At 70.4% G+C, this 17,748-nt stretch carries 14 protein-coding genes; 9 read left to right on the forward strand and 5 right to left on the reverse strand.

Annotated features, from left to right (window positions below):
* Positions 1–47 precede the first annotated feature (47 nt).
* The 3 genes from AB0B86_RS04795 to AB0B86_RS04805 are packed head-to-tail and all read right to left on the reverse strand — an operon-like array spanning position 48 to position 2,604.
* Positions 48–794 carry a glucose 1-dehydrogenase gene (locus AB0B86_RS04795; RefSeq protein ID WP_357402542.1) on the reverse strand — a complete coding sequence of 249 codons (747 nt, stop codon included), beginning with the start codon at positions 792–794 and terminating at the stop codon, positions 48–50.
* Positions 791–1,771 carry an alpha/beta fold hydrolase gene (locus AB0B86_RS04800; protein WP_357402540.1) on the reverse strand — a complete coding sequence of 327 codons (981 nt, stop codon included), beginning with the start codon at positions 1,769–1,771 and terminating at the stop codon, positions 791–793. The genes AB0B86_RS04795 and AB0B86_RS04800 overlap by 4 nt, the downstream gene beginning before the upstream one ends.
* The gene (locus tag AB0B86_RS04805) at positions 1,768–2,604 is read right to left on the reverse strand and encodes a zinc-binding dehydrogenase (protein WP_357402538.1); all 837 of its coding nucleotides are present in this window, start codon (positions 2,602–2,604) and stop codon (positions 1,768–1,770) included. The genes AB0B86_RS04800 and AB0B86_RS04805 overlap by 4 nt, the downstream gene beginning before the upstream one ends.
* Before the next feature lie 175 nt (positions 2,605–2,779).
* Here AB0B86_RS04805 and AB0B86_RS04810 point away from each other — a divergent pair, with 175 nt between their 5' ends.
* Positions 2,780–3,754, forward strand: coding sequence for a LysR family transcriptional regulator (locus tag AB0B86_RS04810; RefSeq protein WP_357402536.1), 975 nt, complete (start codon positions 2,780–2,782; stop codon positions 3,752–3,754).
* Here AB0B86_RS04810 and AB0B86_RS04815 read toward each other — a convergent pair.
* Both AB0B86_RS04815 and AB0B86_RS04820 read right to left on the reverse strand, forming a co-directional pair.
* On the reverse strand, positions 3,739–4,320 hold the full coding sequence (locus AB0B86_RS04815) for a dihydrofolate reductase family protein (RefSeq protein ID WP_357402534.1): 582 nt from the start codon (positions 4,318–4,320) through the stop codon (positions 3,739–3,741). The two genes, AB0B86_RS04810 and AB0B86_RS04815, sit on opposite strands and share 16 nt — an antisense overlap.
* A gap of 65 nt (positions 4,321–4,385) precedes the next feature.
* On the reverse strand, positions 4,386–5,225 hold the full coding sequence (locus AB0B86_RS04820) for a helix-turn-helix domain-containing protein (RefSeq protein ID WP_357402532.1): 840 nt from the start codon (positions 5,223–5,225) through the stop codon (positions 4,386–4,388).
* Between the two features lie 178 nt (positions 5,226–5,403).
* Between AB0B86_RS04820 and AB0B86_RS04825 the strand changes: the two genes are divergently transcribed.
* The 8 genes from AB0B86_RS04825 to AB0B86_RS04860 are packed head-to-tail and all read left to right on the forward strand — an operon-like array spanning position 5,404 to position 17,709.
* Complete coding sequence (locus AB0B86_RS04825; RefSeq protein ID WP_357402530.1) at positions 5,404–6,240, forward strand: ABC transporter ATP-binding protein; 837 nt, start codon at positions 5,404–5,406, stop codon at positions 6,238–6,240.
* Complete coding sequence (locus AB0B86_RS04830) at positions 6,237–7,061, forward strand: ABC transporter permease (RefSeq protein WP_357402528.1); 825 nt, start codon at positions 6,237–6,239, stop codon at positions 7,059–7,061. The genes AB0B86_RS04825 and AB0B86_RS04830 overlap by 4 nt, the downstream gene beginning before the upstream one ends.
* A complete protein-coding gene (locus AB0B86_RS04835; RefSeq protein WP_357402526.1) occupies positions 7,040–8,200 on the forward strand; it encodes a sensor histidine kinase in 1,161 nt (386 codons plus the stop codon). The genes AB0B86_RS04830 and AB0B86_RS04835 overlap by 22 nt, the downstream gene beginning before the upstream one ends.
* Positions 8,197–8,814 carry a response regulator transcription factor gene (locus AB0B86_RS04840; protein WP_357402524.1) on the forward strand — a complete coding sequence of 206 codons (618 nt, stop codon included), beginning with the start codon at positions 8,197–8,199 and terminating at the stop codon, positions 8,812–8,814. Before AB0B86_RS04835 ends, AB0B86_RS04840 begins: the two co-directional genes overlap by 4 nt.
* A gap of 57 nt (positions 8,815–8,871) precedes the next feature.
* Positions 8,872–9,576 carry a 4'-phosphopantetheinyl transferase superfamily protein gene (locus AB0B86_RS04845; protein WP_357415336.1) on the forward strand — a complete coding sequence of 235 codons (705 nt, stop codon included), beginning with the start codon at positions 8,872–8,874 and terminating at the stop codon, positions 9,574–9,576.
* Complete coding sequence (locus AB0B86_RS04850; protein WP_357415339.1) at positions 9,573–13,118, forward strand: AMP-binding protein; 3,546 nt, start codon at positions 9,573–9,575, stop codon at positions 13,116–13,118. The genes AB0B86_RS04845 and AB0B86_RS04850 overlap by 4 nt, the downstream gene beginning before the upstream one ends.
* A gap of 32 nt (positions 13,119–13,150) precedes the next feature.
* The gene (locus AB0B86_RS04855) at positions 13,151–15,397 is read left to right on the forward strand and encodes a lantibiotic dehydratase (protein ID WP_357402518.1); all 2,247 of its coding nucleotides are present in this window, start codon (positions 13,151–13,153) and stop codon (positions 15,395–15,397) included.
* A complete protein-coding gene (locus tag AB0B86_RS04860; protein ID WP_357402516.1) occupies positions 15,394–17,709 on the forward strand; it encodes a lantibiotic dehydratase in 2,316 nt (771 codons plus the stop codon). Before AB0B86_RS04855 ends, AB0B86_RS04860 begins: the two co-directional genes overlap by 4 nt.
* Positions 17,710–17,748: the final 39 nt, after the last annotated feature.

The following is a 17,748-nucleotide window of genomic DNA, read 5'->3' on the forward strand; positions in this document are numbered from 1 at the left end:
GTGGGGGCTACGACGCCAACGAGGTACCGGCGTCGTAGCCGGATCGATCAGGCTGGCATGGCGGTCACCAGGCCTCCGTCGATGACCAGGTCCTGGCCGTTGATGTAGGACGCGTCAGCCGAGGCGAGGAACGCCACCGCGGTGGCGACCTCTTCCGGTCTGCCGAACCGGCCGGCTACCACTCGGCTGGTCACGGCCGCAGCCTCAGCCTCGCTCAACGCCGCTGCCGGATACATCGGCGTGTCGATGTACCCCGGGCTGATGGAGTTGACGCGGATGCCCCGCGGCCCCAGTTCCGCGGCGAGGGTGCGCGCCAGGTTGTGTGCTGCCGCCTTGGTCGCCGAGTACAGGGTGAGGACGCCGTTGCCCCGATGCAGGGTCCAGGAGGCATTGATGATGATCGAGCCACCGTCGGTAAGCAGCGGGAGCGCCTTCTGAATGGTGAAGAACACGCCTTTGAGGTTCACGCCGACGGCGTGGTCGAAGTCCGCCTCGGTGATGTCGGCGAAGGGCAGGAAGGTACCCACGCCGGCGTTGGCGAAGATGACATCCAGCCGGCCGTGCTGGGCTCTGATCGTGTCCATCAGCGCGTCCAGCCCGGCCAGCTCGGCGGCGTCGGCCGCCACGCCCAGCGCACGCGGGCCGAGCTCGGCGACAGCGGCTTCCACCCGCTGATGGGTACGGCCGGTGATGACCACGTGGGCGCCTTCGGCGATGAGGCGGTGCGCGGCGGCCAGTCCCATGCCGCTGGTGCCACCGGTGATCAGGGCGATCTTGTTGCTGAGACGGTTCATCTGAGTTCTCCGGACAGCCAGTCGGCGGTTGCGGCGAGCCAGTCGGGTTGGGCGCTGCCGAGCAGGTGGTCGCCGTGCGGTACGAGCAGGTATTCGCCTCGCGGGGCGAGGTGGGCCAGCGGTTCGCCGTTTGTCACGCCGGGGATGACGTCCTGGCCACCGTCCACCACCAGCAGTGGGACGGTGATGCGTGGTGCCAGCGTGGAGAGGTCGACCTGGCGGGCGAAATCGCGGGCCGCCTGGGCCCCGCCGGCTCGCCAACTGAGGAGGCCCTGCACGAAGGGCGGCAGGGCATCCCAGTCCAGGCGGAAAGGGCCGCTGACGGTGGCGGCGGCCGCGACGCGGGTTTCGTGGGCGGCGGTCTCCGCGACGTAGTAGCCGCCCAGGCTGAGCCCGATGAGCCCGACACGTGCGACGCCGAGCGCGTCGATGACCTGTGCGATCACCTGGTGGTAGTCGGGCCGGACCGTCGAGGTGGACGCGAGGGTGCCCTGCCCGGGGCCGTCCATCGCGAAGACCGCCATGCCCCTTCGCAGTAAGGCTGAGGTGACGGTGTGGAACTCCTCCTTGCTGGAGTCCATGCCGGGCACGACTATGACGGTGGTCGGCGTGTCGGCGGAGCCTCGCAGCCAACCGGTGAAGCCGGGCCCCTCGATCCGCCGGGCGTGCGGCTCCAGGAGAGCCAGCGCGCGGCCCATGGCGGCGTCGGCTTCGCTGGCGGCCAGCGCGTGCTCGGGATCCGGTGCCAGGGTGGCGAAGTGGAACCAGCGCGCCGCCACCTGGTAGTGCTCGCCTGCCGACACGGGCGAGGTCGCCTGTTCCGCGCGGGCGAGGTGCTGCCGTGCGGCGCGGATGAAGGCCTGACCCCAATCGTTGAGGGACGCCAGTTCGGCGGTGACGCGCCGGTACTCGTGCGGGTCCAGTCCGGCGCCGGTGGCGCGGGTCAGATTGGCGGCGGCGAACTCTGCGACGCTCATCGTGCTACTCCCGTCGTCAGGACAGCCTTGCCGCGAATTCGGCGTTCCCGCAGGTCGACCAGGACCTGGGCGGTCTGGCTCCAGTCGGCCACGCGGTCGATCTCCGGGTGCAGCCGCCCGCCGTCGACCAGACGCACCAGGGTGGCCAGGTCCCGGCCGTACGGCGCGCCGGCGTAGTGGAAATGCCGGATCGCCGCCCCTTCCGGGCCGGCGAAGAAGTCGAAGAAGTCGAGCGTCACCGGAGTGCGGCTGGCTTGACCGAACCAGATAAGCGTGCCTCCGGCGGCCAGTCGGGCAAGCGCGACCGGTAGCTGGGCGCCGCCGGTAGATTCCAGCACCAGGTCGAATGGCCCCTGCGCGTCGTCCACATCGTGTACGACAGTTGTCGCGCCCACTTCGCGTAACCGCTCACCACGCGCTGGCGTGGCGGTCACCACTGTGAGTTCCGCGCCCGCGGCGGCGGCCAGTTCGGTCAGGTAGTGACCCACCCCGCCGGAGGCGCCGGTCAGCAGTATCCGCTGGCCCGCCACGGCGCCGGCCGTTCGTAGCAACCGGAGGGCGGTGATCCCGGCCAGTGGCAGGGCGGCCGCCTGGACGGCGCTGATCTCGTCGGGCAGTACGGCAAGCGAGTGGGTGGGCACGGCCACGTACTCGGCCCAGCCGCCCATCGCCGGATGGCCCACCACCCGGGTGCCGATCGACGGGCCGGAACCGTCGGCCGCCGCCTGAACCACCAAGCCTGCGACGTCCTTGCCCGGAATGAGATCTGGACCCGGCTCTTCCAGCAGGAACGTCTCGCCCCGGTTCGGAGCGAACGCCTCAACCCTGATCAATGCCTCGTCCGCCGCCGGAACGGGCTGGGCATCCTGGGCAAACTCAACCGGACGGGCTGGATCTCCGGTGGGGACCAATCTCTTCATGCCGATCATGAAACCGGCGGTGGTGCCGCGCCCTCCAACAACATTCGAGATCGAGCGACAACCATCGGTTGTCAACTAAGGTGACGGCGTGGATCTTGACCTGGCTCAGGTTCGCGCGTTCGTGGTCGCGGCGGAGGAGTTGCACTTCGGCCGGGCGGCCGAGGAACTGTCGATCTCACAGCAGGCGCTGTCCAAACGAATCGCCCGCCTGGAATTCAGGCTTCGTATGCGGCTGTTCGAACGCGGCGGCCAGGGAGTGCGGCTCACCGAACCCGGGCAACGGTTTCTGGAACCGGCCAGGCGGGCGTTGGCCACCGGTGACCTGGCCGTGGCCGCGGTGCTGGATCTGCGCCGGCCGCTACGAGTCGATGTGTGGGGCCACCTGTACGCGCCGATGCGCACGCTGGCGCAGGTGGCGGCGCGTACCAGCGAGCTACGGCTGGAGTTGGGACACGGGCGCGACCTGCCGTCGGTGGCGGCCGCGCTGCTGCACGGCGAGATCGACGCCGCCTTCGGCCGCGTTCACCCGCCCCTGCCCGCCGGGCTGACCCACCGCCTCGTACGCCTGGAGCCGGTGGACGCGATCCTCAGCGCGGATCATCCGTTGGCGGCCGAGCCCGTGCTGCGGCCCGAGCAACTGGGTGACAGTGTGCTGTGGACACCGGGAGCGCTGAACCGGCTGGACTTCCTCCACAGTTTCGCCGAGCGTTTCGGCATCCGCGAGCACGCTGAGGGCGCCAACCTGGGGCTTGACCATTTTCTCGCCGACGTGGCTGCGGACCCGCGCCGCTTCTCTCTGCTGCCGGCGGACGTGCCGCTCCCCGATGATCCGAGGATCCGGCTGGTCCCGCTTGTGGAACCGACACCCCTCTACGCCTGGTCGCTGCTGTGGCGCACCGACGAGCATCCACTGCTGGGCGTCCTGATCAACGCCTACGTGGCGGAGGCCGGGAGCAATCGCTGGCTGGAGTACGACCCGAACCGCGACTGGTTGCCGGAACCCACCGGCACCTCCGCGACGTCTCCTCGCGTACCGGCTCAGGTTGGTCAACGGCGCACCTGATAGCGCAGGTGAAGCACCCGGTTGCCCTGGATCACCGCGTCCGGATCCGCCAACAGGTGCTGTGCGTCGACCGACCCGAAGTAGCGCTTGCCGGACCCGAACACGACGGGTACGACGTCCATGCGTACCTCGTCGATCAGGCCCGCGGCCAGCACCTGGCCGCCCACGTCGCCGGCGGCGACCTCGACGATGCGGTCACCCGCCAGCTGCTGCGCCGTGGCCATGGCTGCCTTGACGCCGGCGACGAAGTGGAACGGCGCCGCCGGGTCCCAGCCCGCCGGCGCCGGCCGGTGCGTCACGACGACCACGTGCTCGATTCCGCCCGGAGGCTTCCCGTCCCAGCCGTCGGTCATGTCGAAGACGTGCCGGCCGACGACCGTCACCCCGATCTGGTCCCAGTACGGCCGGGTGTAGTCGTACGAGGTCTGCGACACCTTCAGCGCACCGCTGTCGTCCAACGGGACGTCCCCACCGGACAACCAGTCGAACAGCGGTCCGGGGCTGTCGTTCACGTCCGCGACGAAGCCGTCCACCGACACCGAGCTGTACATGACCACCTTGCCCACGGAGCTCTCCTCTGATTTCGGGAACCCCAAATTAGCGTCTCGGGAGCTGTCCCTCTTGTAGGAAATCAATCCGCCGGCAGCGGCCAACCGTCCACCACGTGGCCGGGATGTTCGCGCTGGAACCGCCGCCGGACTTCGACGTAGCGGGTCGGCGTGAGCCCGGTGAACGCCCGGAACTCGTGGCCGAAGTGGGCCTGGTCGAAGTAACCCGCGGCACCGGCGAGCTCGCCCCAGTCGATCGGCCCGGCGAGGTCGATCGCGAACACGGTGGCGGTGAACCGGTAGGTGCGGGCCAGCCGCTTCGGCGTGACGCCGATCAGCTCCTTGAACCGCTGGGCCAGATGGGTGCTGCTGACACCGGCCGCCACACTCAGGCCGCCGATCGTCACGCCCCCGCTCGTCGCCGCGATGACGCTGCTCGTATGGCGGACCAACCCCAGGCCGGCGGTCGCCCGCAGCCGCCGCATCAGCTCCTCCTCGAGCAGTGTCAGCATCTCGTGTGGTCCGTCCGCCGAGGCCAGCCGCTCTCGCAGCTCAGCGACGGCGGGTCGGCCCCACACCTGCTCCACCGTCACCGGCCGGTCAGCCAGCTCGGCCGCGGGCATCGGCAGGAACGGCGCCAGTCCCCACGGTTTGACGTGCGCGCCGACGGACCGGGTCCGCCGGGGGTAGCCGAACTCCCACGCGCGGGTGGGCGTGGTGACCACGCAGCCGTCGGCGTACTCGGCCGCCTCGATGTCGGTGCCGGCACGGATGTGAAACGGTGCCCCGAGGTTGACGATGAGCAGCGCCGACGGCGCGGGCGGCAGCGTCAGCCGGGCGTACGGCGGCGGACCCTCCAGGTAGTACAGGTCGTCGATCAGCCCGTCCAGCGGCGGTCGCGGCACTCTGGACACGTACTGCACGCCCAGAGCATCGCAGACGTCATGAGCGTCCAGGAAGCACGTTGCCGAGTGCGGAGCCAGGTCACGGCCGATCGTCGCCCGATCAACGAGACCCGCGAGTGTCCACCGATCGGTGGACAGCCGCTGACGGCCGGGCGGTCGTTCCTCGGGAAGGTTGGCAACCGGCACTCTCGACGGTATGACAACCATCGAGGTGAGAGGCCTCCGGAAGACCTATCGGGGGCACGAGGTGGTCCGTGGCATCGATCTCACGGTCGACCGAGGGGAGGCCTTTGCGCTGCTCGGCCCGAACGGGGCGGGTAAGACCACGACTGTGGAGATACTCGAGGGACACCGCCGCCGCGACGCTGGCGACGTCCGGGTTCTCGGCGAGGACCCGGGCACTGCGGGGCGGACGTGGCGCTCGCGGATCGGGATCGTCCTGCAGGACGCCAACGATGCGGCCGACCTCACGGTCCGCGAGATGGTGCGGCACATTGCCGGGTTCTATCCCGATCCGCGACCGGCCGACGAGGTGATCGAGCTGGTTGGCCTCACCGAGAAGCGCGACAGCAGGATTCGAGCGCTCTCCGGCGGGCAGCGCCGCCGCGTCGACGTGGCGCTCGGCATCGTGGGACGCCCGGATCTGCTCTTCCTGGACGAGCCCACGACCGGCTTCGACCCGCAGGCGCGCCGGCAGTTCTGGGAGCTGGTGCGCGCGCTCGCCGCGGAGGGCACCACGATCCTGCTCACCACGCACTATCTCGAGGAGGCCGAGGCGTTGGCCGACCGGCTCGCGGTGCTCGCGGACGGCCAGATCGTCGCCGAGGGCACCCCGGCGACGCTGGGTGGGCGCGGTGCGGCCGGCGCCACAGTGCGGTGGCGCCACAACGGCGAGCCGCGCGTCGAGAAGGTCACTGATCCGACCGAGCTGATCCGCAAGCTGGTCGCCGAGGACGTCGACCTGAGCAGCCTCACGATCACCCGCCCCACCCTCGAGGACGTCTACCTGAACCTGATCGGAGCCACGAAATGACCATCGCCGCCCGGCCATCGACCGCCCTTCCTTCGCCGGTGCGGAACGGTCTGAGCCGGGGCCGTACCGAACTGCTCCTGTTCCTGCGCGACCGCACCGCCATGGTGTTCACGTTCGCGTTTCCTGCCATGATCCTGCTGCTGTTCGGGACCATCTTCGACAACGAGCAGGATCAGATCGGTGTCAGTGCGAGCCAGGTCTATGCGGCCAGCATGATCGCGTATGGCGTGCTGACAACCGCGTTCGTGACAATGGGCTCCGGTCTCGCCATGGACCGCGAGGACGGCACGCTCAAGCGCCTGCACGGCACGCCGATCCCGGCCGCCTCGTATCTGATCGGCAAGCTCGTGTTGGTCCTCGTGCTCAGCACCGCCGAGGTGATCGTGCTGGTCGGCGTGGGCGCGCTCGTCTTCGGCATGCCGATGCCCGACGCGTCGCACTGGGGCACGTTCGCCTGGCTCTTCCTGCTGTCGACCGCGTCGTGCGGCCTGCTCGGCGTGGCGGTGAGCGCGATGGTCAAGCAGGCCCGCACGGCGGGCACGATCCTCAATGTGCCGGTGGTGGCGTTGCAGTTCGTCTCCGGCGTGTTCATCCACCCCATCACAGAGCTGCCGCACTGGCTGATTGTGGTGGCCTCGTTCTTTCCCGTGAAATGGATGAGTCAAGGCTTCCGCTATGTCTTTCTGCCCGACGGCATGAAGGCGCTTGAGGCCGCCGGCCAGTGGGAGCTCGGCCGCACGGCGTTGGTGCTCGGCGCTTGGACTGTGATCGGATTGGTGCTATGCCTGGTGACCTTCCGGTGGGATCAGAGAGATCGCTGAGGGGTGGCGAGGCGCTTGCTGGCCACTCCCGCTGGTGGGACACCTACTTCGGGGTGGTGGCGGTGACGGTGGCCGCCGCGACCCTCGTGGTCGACGACCACCAGCCGTGGCGCCGCGGGCTGGCCACGGGTGCCATCGCCGCCATGGCGTTGCTGCACGTGACGGTCGGGCGGCGGCAGATCCGGCGCAACGTCGAGGACGGCGCGGTCCTGGCCGTCACGCTGACGTACCTCATGCTCTACGTCGTCGCAGTGGCGGCCGCACCCTTCACGAGCTGGCTGCTGTTCGCGGTCATCCCGCTCATCTTCCAGCTCGTGGACGTACGTGTCGGGATCGTGCTGGCGATCCTCGCGAACCTGGTCACCCCCGCTGTCGACCTCGTCGAGGACCCGCACGCGGTGACCACCGACCTGCTGATCGCAGTCATCACGGGGGCAGCGAGCACCTGGGTCAGCTTCTGGATCGTCCGAGTGCTCCGGCAGCACGTGGAGCGCGGCATGCTCATCGACGAACTCGAGGCGAGCCGCGCCGAGGTGGCCCGACTCTCGCGCGACGCGGGGATCGCCACCGAGCGGGCCCGTCTCGCCAGCGAGATCCACGACACTCTCGCGCAGGGCTTCACGAGTATCGTCACGCTGCTGCAGGCGTACGACCCGCAGCTACGCGACGAGCGCCTGGCGCTGGCGGTGCACACCGCAAAGGAGAACCTGGCCGAGGCGAGAGCCCTGGTGGCGGCGCTCTCGCCCGCCGCGCTCGCGTCGGGATCGCTGCCCGACGCGGTGCACCGTCAGGCTGTCCGTTTCACCGAGGAGGCCGGGGTGCACGCCACAGTGCGAGTGACCGGGACGCCGCGGAAGCTGCCCACACCTGTGGAGGTCGTACTGCTGCGGGCCGCTCAGGAGGCGCTCACCAACGTGCGCCGGCACGCTCACGCCACCGAGGCGCAGGTGGTGCTCGCGTACGGCGAGCGGGGCGTGCGCCTGGTCGTGCGCGACGACGGATGCGGCATCGCCGCAGACCGCGCCGACGGGTTCGGGCTCGCCGGCATGCGCTCACGCGTCGAGCAGGTGCGTGGCACTCTGACCGTTGACGGCGGACGACCGGGCGGCACTACCGTCGAGCTGGAGGTCCCCGCGTGATCCGCATCGTGCTCGTCGACGACCACCCGGTTGTGCGGCTCGGGTTGCGCGGCATGCTCGACGCCGAGGCGGACCTGACAGTGGTCGGCGAGGCGTCGTCGGGGCCGGAGGGCGTGGAGGTCGCCGCAGAGCAGCGCCCCGACATCGTGCTCATGGACCTACGCATGCCGGGCGGCGACGGAGTCGAGGCGACCGGCCGGATCCTCACGCGTGCTCCAGGCGTACGCGTAGTGGTGCTCACGACATACGAGTCGGACCGCGACATTCTGCGGGCGATCGAGGCCGGTGCCAGCGGTTATCTCCTCAAGGACGCCTCGCCAACGGAGCTGGCGGAGGCAATCCGGGCCGCTTCCCGTGGTGAGACGGTGCTCGCGCCGAGCGTCGCCTCCACGCTGGTGCGGCAGGTACGGCGCCCCGCACCGCCGGCCCTCTCAGCCCGCGAGACCGAGGTGCTGCGCCTTGTCGCGCGAGGGTTCACGAACGCCGACATCGGACGCGAGCTCCACATCAGTGAGGCCACAGTGAAGACGTACCTGCTGCGCGTCTTCAGCAAGCTGGACGTGGCCGACCGCACCGCCGCGGTCATCACGGCGCTGGGCCACGGCCTGATCTGAGGGCCCGGGATCCTGTTCCGCGCCGGTCTCGGTAAAGATCGTGTCGACGGACGGCCCGTGCGTCATCCACAATCGGCTGTGCTCGCGAAGATCCTGCCCGAGGGCGTAGCTGTCGCGGAGTTCCTGCGCGACCCGGCCGAGGCGCGCCTGTACCCGCAGGAGGAAGCGGCCATCGCCGGGGCGGTGCCGGAGCGCCGCCTGGAGTACGCCACCGTCCGGCACTGCGCCCGGCTTGCGCTCACCCAACTGGGTCTGCCACCCGTGGCCGTGCCGAGCGGCCCCGACCGGGCACCGATCTGGCCGGCCGGCATCGTGGGCAGCATGACGCACTGTGCCGGTTACCGGGCTGCGGCGCTGGCTCCGGCCACGATGCTGGACTCGATCGGGATCGATGCCGAGCCGCACGAGTCACTTCCCGACGGGCTCCTGCGCCTGATCGCGCGCCCCGACGAGTTGGCCTCGCTGGCAGCGCTGCGGTCGGCCCATGGTGAGGTGCATTGGGACCGGGTGACCTTCAGCGCCAAGGAGTCCATCTACAAGGCCTGGTATCCGCTGATGCGGCGCTGGCTCGGCTTCCAGGAAGCCAGCTTGCGCTTCGATCCGCCTACCGAGACCTTCACCGCGACAGTGCATCAGCCGGGAGTTGCTCTCGGAGGCGGTCCGCTGTCCATGCTTACCGGTCGCTGGCGGATCGTCCGAGGGGTGCTACTGACCACCGTGGTTGTCGCACGACAAAACCACAGCTGTAGCGGCGATGCATGACAAGCAAAGTGGTATTGCCCGACCTGGGTGCCACTGCAAGCATGATCGACGTGGAGTTACCCTCCGGCGACTCACGGGCCGCTACCAGTTTCAACCTGGCTGCCAGCGCTGTCGAGGTCGTCTCCGCTGCCTGGGCCGACGTCCTTGACGACGACACGTACACGGCAGATGACGACTTCTTCGCCCTCGGTGGGGACTCGATCGCAGCGGCCGGGATCGCCCGTCGGGTAGGGGATGCCCTCGGGCTGCAGGTGCCGATCCTGGCGTTGCACCAGCGCCCGACGTTCAGCGCCTTCGTCGGCTATCTCGAGTCGTTGCGTGAACCGGCGGCAGTGCTGACGCCCCGCCCAGATCCGACAGTGCACCCCCTCGGGCCCGACCAGCAGCGGCTGTGGCTGCTGCACCAACTGCAGCCGACAGACCTGTCGTACAACGTGCCGATGATCCTCGAGCTGATCGGTGACCTCGATCGCTCCGCCCTGGCCGGCGCGTTGACGGCCATCGTCGGCCGGCACGAACCGCTGCGCAGCGTCGTGCTGGACGCTACTACCGTTCGTGTCCTGCCGCCCGCTCCGGTCCCGGTGCCCGTGGCGGCGGCAGCTGACGAGTCCGACGCGGACAGTCTGGCCACGGAGTTCCTCCGGCGCCCATTCGCGCTCGCCGCGCAACCGCCGTTCCGGGTGATGTTGATCGAGCTTGAGGCGCAACGGCACTGGCTGGTGCTCTCGATACACCACATCGCCACCGACGGTGATTCCCTCGCGATCATCCGGCACGAGTTGAGCCGCCTGTACAACGCTGCGGCCACCGCCGGGGAGGCGGACCTCCACCCGCTCACGGCGGGCTACGGCGACATTGCCGCGTGGCGGATCGGCCGGGACGATGACGGGCTGCCGGATCGGCTCGGGCGCCAGGTGGCGCGGCTCCGCGGCGCGCAGGGCCGACCGATCTCGCTGGAGCCGTCGGGCGAGGCCGGGGCGGTGACGAGCGCCCGGCAGACCCGTTGGCTGGGGCCAGGTCTCACCGAGGCGGTACGCGTTCTCGCACACACCCGGCGGACCACTGTGTTCGTCACCCTGCTCGCCGCCTTCGCGGAGATCGCCGCCCGTTGGTCGGGCGGCGACGACGTCTGCGTCGGGTACCCGGTGAGTGTGCGCGAACCAACCGCCGCGCGCGAACTCGTCGGCTTCTTCATCACCACGCGGGTGCTCCGCGTCGACCTCGACGGTCGACCGTCCTTCGAATCGGTGGTGGACCAAACCCACGGCGCGTTCGTCGCCGCGGCCGCGGACGCCGTTCCGTTCGACGCGCTGGGCGAGGCGGTCGCCGCCGAGCGGGGTCACCGGGGCCCGCTGTTCCAGATCTGGTTCAACCACCTGGGGGACGCCGAGCGGCCGCCACAGCTGCACGGTCTGCGCACCTCGATCCGCGATGCGGCAGTCCCACCGGCCATTTTCGATCTCAACGTGTACGTGACCGAGCACGACGACGACATCCGGATCGACCTCGTCCACCAACTGCCGCGCTGCTCCACGGAGACCGCTTCGGAGCTACTCGACCAGTACACGACGGTGCTCGCCGCGGCGCTCGACGAACCGGTCGCGCCGTTACGTGCACACCGACCGGACACGCCCCGGTCCCTACGCCTACCCGACCCGACCGACGCACTGCTCATCCCCGCCGCACCGCATCTCGGCGTCCGTCTCGCCCGGGTCGCGCGGGCCAACCCGGATGGGGTGGCCATTCGCGACGCCGCTGGCGTGCACAGCTACGCCCAGCTGCGCGGCGAGGTTCGTGCGGCGGCCACGGCCCTCCACGATGCCGGCGTCCGGCCCGGGGACACCGTCGCCGTGTCCGCGGACCGGACCTGCGCCCTGGTGACCGCGATGCTCGCGGTCTGGGCGTCCGGCGGCCGGCTGCTGCTGCTGGACCCCAGCTACCCGGTAGCGCGTCTGGCGCGCTACGTCGCCAGGGGCGGGGCCCGCTGCCTGATCCGTACGGGGCCGAGCCGTCTCGATCTGAGCACTGAGGCACTCGTTGCCCTGCACCACGATGCTCCACCCGAGGTGCACCGAACATCGCCTGCCGGTGGCGGGCCAGCCAACGGGGCCTATCTCGCGTTCACCTCGGGGTCGACAGGCACTCCGTTGGGCGTCGTGGGGGACTTCGGCCCACTCGAACACTTCCTTCAGTGGTACGCCGCCGAGCACGAGATGACCGCGACCGACCGTTTCGCGCTGCTGGCCGGGGTCTCCCACGACCCCGTCTTCCGCGACGTCCTGTTGCCACTGTGGACCGGCGCCACACTGTGCGTTCCGGCACCTGACACCTACCGGTCACCAGACGAGCTCGCCGGATGGTTGCGGGAGGAGCGGGTGACAGTGGTCCACCTGACTCCACCGCTGGCCCGCCTCCTCGCCGATACCGGCGTCGAGTTGCCGGACGTACGCCTGCTCTGCCTGGCCGGGGACGCCGTGACGGCTGTCGACGTCGCGCAGCTCGCCCGCCTCGCCCCCGCTGCGGTGCTGCTCAACGGATACGGCACCACCGAGACTCCGCAGCTCGTCTCGCGGCACGTCCTCAAGGTCGGTGCCCCCGTCGCACTGGGGGCAACGGCTCCGGGCAGTCAGCTACTCGTGGTCGACCCAACCGGAGCCCGCTGCGGGATCGGCGAGCCCGGTGCGATAGTGGTCCGTAGCCGTCACCTCGCGGCCCTCCTGAGCGACCCGGACCGGGGTGCGGACGGCGAGAGCGGTCCGGAGCCCCTGGAGGCCAGAGACACCGACCGCCCGGCTGAGGAGGTGCCGGGCGTCGGACGCTTCGTCACTGGCGATGTCGGGCGGTACCGCACCGACGGCACCGTGGCGTACCTCGGACGTGCCGACGAGACGGTAAACGTCCGTGGATTTCGCGCAGCCACCGCCGAGACCGATGCCGAGCTTCTCGGCGATCACCGGGTGTCCGGTGCCGCGACCGTTGCGCACGACGGCCCTGACGGACCTGAGCTGGTCAGCTACGTGGTGGCCGAAGGTGCCACGCCGGTCGAGCTACGTTCCCGGCTGGCTCGGTCGCTGCCCGGGTATCTGCTGCCGACCAGGATCGTCATCGTCGACCGACTACCGCTGACCGTCAACGGCAAGGTTGACCGGGCCGCGCTACGGGAGAGACCACTGTCCGCACCGACCGAGGTGGGCCGGGTCAGTGCCACAGCGGACAACAGCATGGAGGACCGCCTGGCCAAGCTCTGGTCGATAGTGCTCGGGCAGGAACATGTTGACGTCACCGACAACTTCTTCGACCTCGGTGGCACCTCGCTGAGCATGCTGCGGCTGCACACCCTGATCCGACGCGAACTCCAACAGCCGATTCCGCTGCTGGCGCTGTACCAGAACCCCACGGTACGGGCGTTGGCCCGCAGCCTGACAGTGGATCCCGCGCCGGCCCCCGCGGCCGCGCAGGCTCGAGCTTCCCGCCAACGCGAGCAGGGAAAGCGCATCGCGGCGCGACGCAGCCACGCCGCGTACGAGCGCGAAACGCGGTGACCGTGCGAGTGAGAGCCGGAGAGGACGCTCCGATGGCTGGAGACGAACGGATTCCACTGGGCAGCAGTGGATTTCTCGTGTGGCCGCAATTCGTGCTGCGAAGCACGGGGTTTCCCTTCGCTGACCTGACCGCCGCGGTGAGCGAGGAGGAGGTCACCGACTGGTCCTCCGCGCGGTCGGCCACCGCCCCCCGAGCCGTCGGACTCGCCGCATCGGAACCGATCCGCACCGCGCTGCTGTGGCAGAACCCGGGTGTGCTCGCCCTCTCCGTCGACTTTCTGCGAAGGCGCGCCGCCGACGCTCCGCGCAACCAGCGGTGCCGGGCGAGCGAGCGCACAGTGACCAAGTATCTCCAGCGTTACTACACCCGCAACGAGTCGGTCGGCTTCTTCGGCCCTGTCGTGTGGGGTACGACGGGATCCGGTCCGGACCGCATCGCGGTGGTGGCGGAGACACCCCTCGTGCGCCGGTCCCAGGTCTACGTGGAGGACTGGGCGCTGGATGCGGTTGGCCGAGCCTTCGCGGCGGACCCGGAGATCGCCGCGCAACTACCTCCCGCCCTGGCGCCGGCGGTCAGCCGTACGGGCCGCGCGTTGAGCCGGCCGGAGGGCGGTCTCGTCCGTCTGGGCCAGCTCGAGCTGGAGGTCGTCAAGCGGGTGGACGGCGTCCGGACAGGTGCGATGATCGCCGTCGACCTGGGCATACCGGAAGACGACGTCGAGGACGTACTCAACGCGCTGTCCGCGCAGGGGCTGGTCACCCGCACCTTCGACGTTCCGCACGAGCTGCGCGCCGAACGAGCTGTCGAAGCGGAACTGCGTTGCCTCGCGCCGGGGCCGGCCGTGCGGCGGGCCCTGGCCACGCTCGGCGAGATCGAGGCCGCACGGTCCGAGGTCGCCAGGGCGCAGACCTCCACCGACCTCGCCGCCGCGTTCGCCAAGTTCGACGATCTCTTCACGTCGACCGCCGGCACGTCCGCCACGCGCAACGGTGACGACTCGAAGATCGGTCGCCGTCCGCTCGTCGCGCAGGCCGAGCGGAACGTTTCGGTCACGCTCGGGACCCGGCTGATAGACGACCTCGCCGGTCCGCTCGAACACGTACTGGCCGGCGCACGGTGGCTCGCCCGACGTGCGGGCGAAGAGTTCGAGATACTCGCCCGCTCGATGTACGGGGACCTGGCAACCCTGTTCGCGGCGGGTGCCGTGCCGCTCGACGCGCTGTGCGCCAGGCTCGTTCCAGCCACCCAACAACCAGACTGGCTGGATCCACTCACCGTGGAGTTCCAACGGCGCTGGGTCGATGTGCTGCGTCCGGACTTCACCGCCACGTCTACCGTTCGGAGCGCTGCGGAGCTGGCCGACGGCGTACAGCGGGCGTTCGGGGGACCCGCTCCGGCATTCTTCGCCGGTCGCCACCACAGTCCCGATGTCATGATCGCGTCGAGCGGTCCCGAGGCGATCAATGCGGGCGACTATGTCGCTGTTCTCGGCGAAGTGCACGCCGCGATGGTCACCGTGGACGGTCAATCGTTCCTCGACTTCGCTTCTGACGCCGATCTCGTGCCACGACTGATCTCCCGTGGCAGCCTCGACGGCCAGCCACGGTTCGTTCCGCTGCACGGTCGTTGGGCGAGCACCCCAACCAGTGGGTGGGACCACCCGCCGCCGGACGCCCACGTGCCGGGCTACACCTACCTCTCCTTCGGCACCCGGATCGGAGAGCGAAAGATGCCGGATCCGGTGCCGGCCTCGGCGGTCACCGTCGTCGACGACAACGCCGCGCTGGTGGCCCAACTGCCCAACGGTGCGCGGCATCCGATCCAGAACGTGCTCGGCGAATACATCTCCTACGCGCTGGCCAACCGGCTCCGGATGCTGCCACCTCGGCCGCACACCCCACGGGTCGTGATCGACCGTCTGGTGGTGGCCCGTGAGTCCTGGCGGCTCCGCGACGACATCGCGCCGCTGGCCCGGCTCTCCGAACCGGACGGCTACGCCGCCCTGCGGCGGGTGGCCGCCGAGTACGGCATCCCGCGGCACAGCTACTGGCGGATCGGCAGCGGTGTCAAGCCGGTCTACCTCGACCTGCACAGCCCTCTGCTCGCGGCGGTCCTGCAGCGCGAGATCCGTCGGCGTCTCGACGACGGGGACGAGGTCACCTTCACCGAGATGCTGCCGGGGCCCGGCCAGCTGTGGTTGCCGGACGCGCAGGGCCGTCGGTACACCAGCGAGTTGCGGCTCGTGGTGGCCGACACGACCCTGCCGGAGGCGTCATGACGGGCTCGGACTGGCCGTTGAGCGTGCAACTCGCCGGGTCCTTGTGGATGTGGCGGGATGTCGCGGTCCGGGGTGCCGGATCTCCCGTCGACGACCTGCTCCGTCTGGGGCAGCCGAAACTGGCCGAGGATGCCGACGCCGACGCCGACGGCTTCCGGGTCACGTACGACACGGCGGTCGCGCACAGTTGTGCGGTGCTGGCCGAGATCGTCGACAGCGACCCCTTCCGGGCCGCGCTGCTGTGGCAGAACCGCAAGCTCGTCGGCTGGGTGCTGGAGCCGTGGCTCACCGGGCACCGCGCGGGCGCGCCGCGGAACAAGAGCCAGCGTCAGCACGAGGTCGCCCTCACCAAGTACGCGCAGCGCTACCACGCCAAGAACGAGTCGATCGGCTTCTTCGGGCCGGTGGGCTGGGCGCGGTGGGCCGACGACGAGCGCTCGGCGTTCGCGGTCCGGGGTCGGCACGGCGAGATCGTCGAGCGCCGGGTCCAGTTCGAGCACTGGGCGGTGCAGGCGATCGCCGACCGGTTCTCGGCCGACCCGCTGCTGCGGCCGTACCTCACGCCGGTCCTCGCCCCGACCGTCCGGGTCGCGGACGGAAAGGTCTGGTCGGCGGTGCGGGGCTGGTTCGAGATGCCCCGCCCACGGCTCGACGTGCTGGCGCTGTGCGACGGCACGCGAACGGTCGCCGAGATCACTGACCGGCTGCTGGCCGCCGGGGTTCCCGGCGTCTCGGGACACGACGACGTGCAGCGGGTGCTGTCCGGGCTGGAACGAGCCGGGCAGGTGAGTGTCGGGATGGCGGTGCCACCGACCTGTCACCCGGACCGGTACCTGCGGCGGCGACTCGAGGCAATTCCGGACGCCGGGCTCCGGCAACGAGCGCTTGACCTGCTGGACGGTGTGTCGGCGGCGGCCGAGCGGGTGCGCGCGGCGGCCGGTGATCCGGTGGCACTCGACAGCGCGTTCCGTGAGCTGGCCGGCGCCTTCGCCCCGGCGAGCGGACGTGCGCCGGAGCGGCCGGCGGACGACACGCACGCCACCGGCCGGGCCGTCCTCGTCGAGGACTGCCGCAGCGCTGTCGACATCGACCTGCCGCTGGGCATGCGCGACGACCTCGCCGCGCCGCTCGACCTCGTCCTCACCTCGGCCCGGTGGATGGTGGACCGGGTCGCGACCCGCTACCTCGCGATCCTCGGCGACATCCACCGGACGATGGCGCGCGGCGCTGACCGGGTCGGCCTCGCCGCTGTCTGTTACGAGTTCTGGCCGCGCTGCGCCGCCGACGTGGTGGAGCAGGAGATGGCCCCCGACATGGCCGAGCTGCGCCGGCACTGGGCAGAGATCATCGCGGTGCCCGACGGTGTGTCGCGTCATCGGGCGGCGGCCGTCGACATCGCCGCCGCCGTGCGGCAACGGTTCGCCGCGCCGCCCGCGCAGTGGCTGTCCGGCCGGTTCCACTGCCCCGACGTGATGATCGCCGCCTCCGACGTCGAGGCGGTGTCCCGTGGCGAGTACGAATGGGTGCTCGGCGAGTTGCACTCCGGGCAGAACAGCCTCAACCAGGGCGTGTTCATGTTGTCGCACCCTGATCCCGCGCGGGCGCGGGCGATGGCCACCGAGGACGCCCGTCGGGTGCCCGGTCTCGTTCCGATCTTCCCGGCGAGCTGGCCGATGGTCAGCGGGCGGTCCTACCCGCCGCCCTACCTGGCCAGTGACGCCTACGAGTACCTGCGCTTCGCCGCGGAGCCGCCCCGTGACGGGGTGCCGGCGGGGGTGCCGATCTCGGCCCTCAGCCTGGTCCGGGATCGACACGACGACCTCTGGGTGGAGGCCGAGGACGGCCGGTTCTGGCATCCGCTGGCGGTGCTCGGCGACTTCCTGTTGGACGGCGTCGGGCAGCTCTTCCACCCGTTCGCGGCGGCCGCGCACCGCCCCCGCATAGCGATCGACCGACTGGTGGTCAGCCGCGAGCAGTGGACCGTCCCGGTCGCCGAGGTGAGCTGGGCGGGGCTGCGTGACGAAGCCGACCGCTACCGGGCCGTCCGGCGCTGGGCGGATGCGCTCGGGCTGCCCCGCTACGTCTTCGTCCGGGTGGCCGGGCAGGCGAAGCCGTACTACGTCGACCTGACCAGCCCACTGCTGATCTCGATGATCGCGGCGTCGGTGCGTGCGGCGGCCCGCACCGCACCGGACTCGGCCGTCACCGTCACCGAGATGTACCCCGGCCCGGACGAGGTCTGGCTGCCGTCCGGCGACGCGGGCGAGCGCTGCACCAGCGAACTGCGGATCGCCGTTGTCGACCGTGGCTGATCCGGGCGGCGCCCGGCCGGCCCGCGTCGGCGCCGACCG

Source organism: Micromonospora sp. NPDC049047, from assembly GCF_040649135.1.
Lineage (GTDB): Bacteria > Actinomycetota > Actinomycetes > Mycobacteriales > Micromonosporaceae > Micromonospora.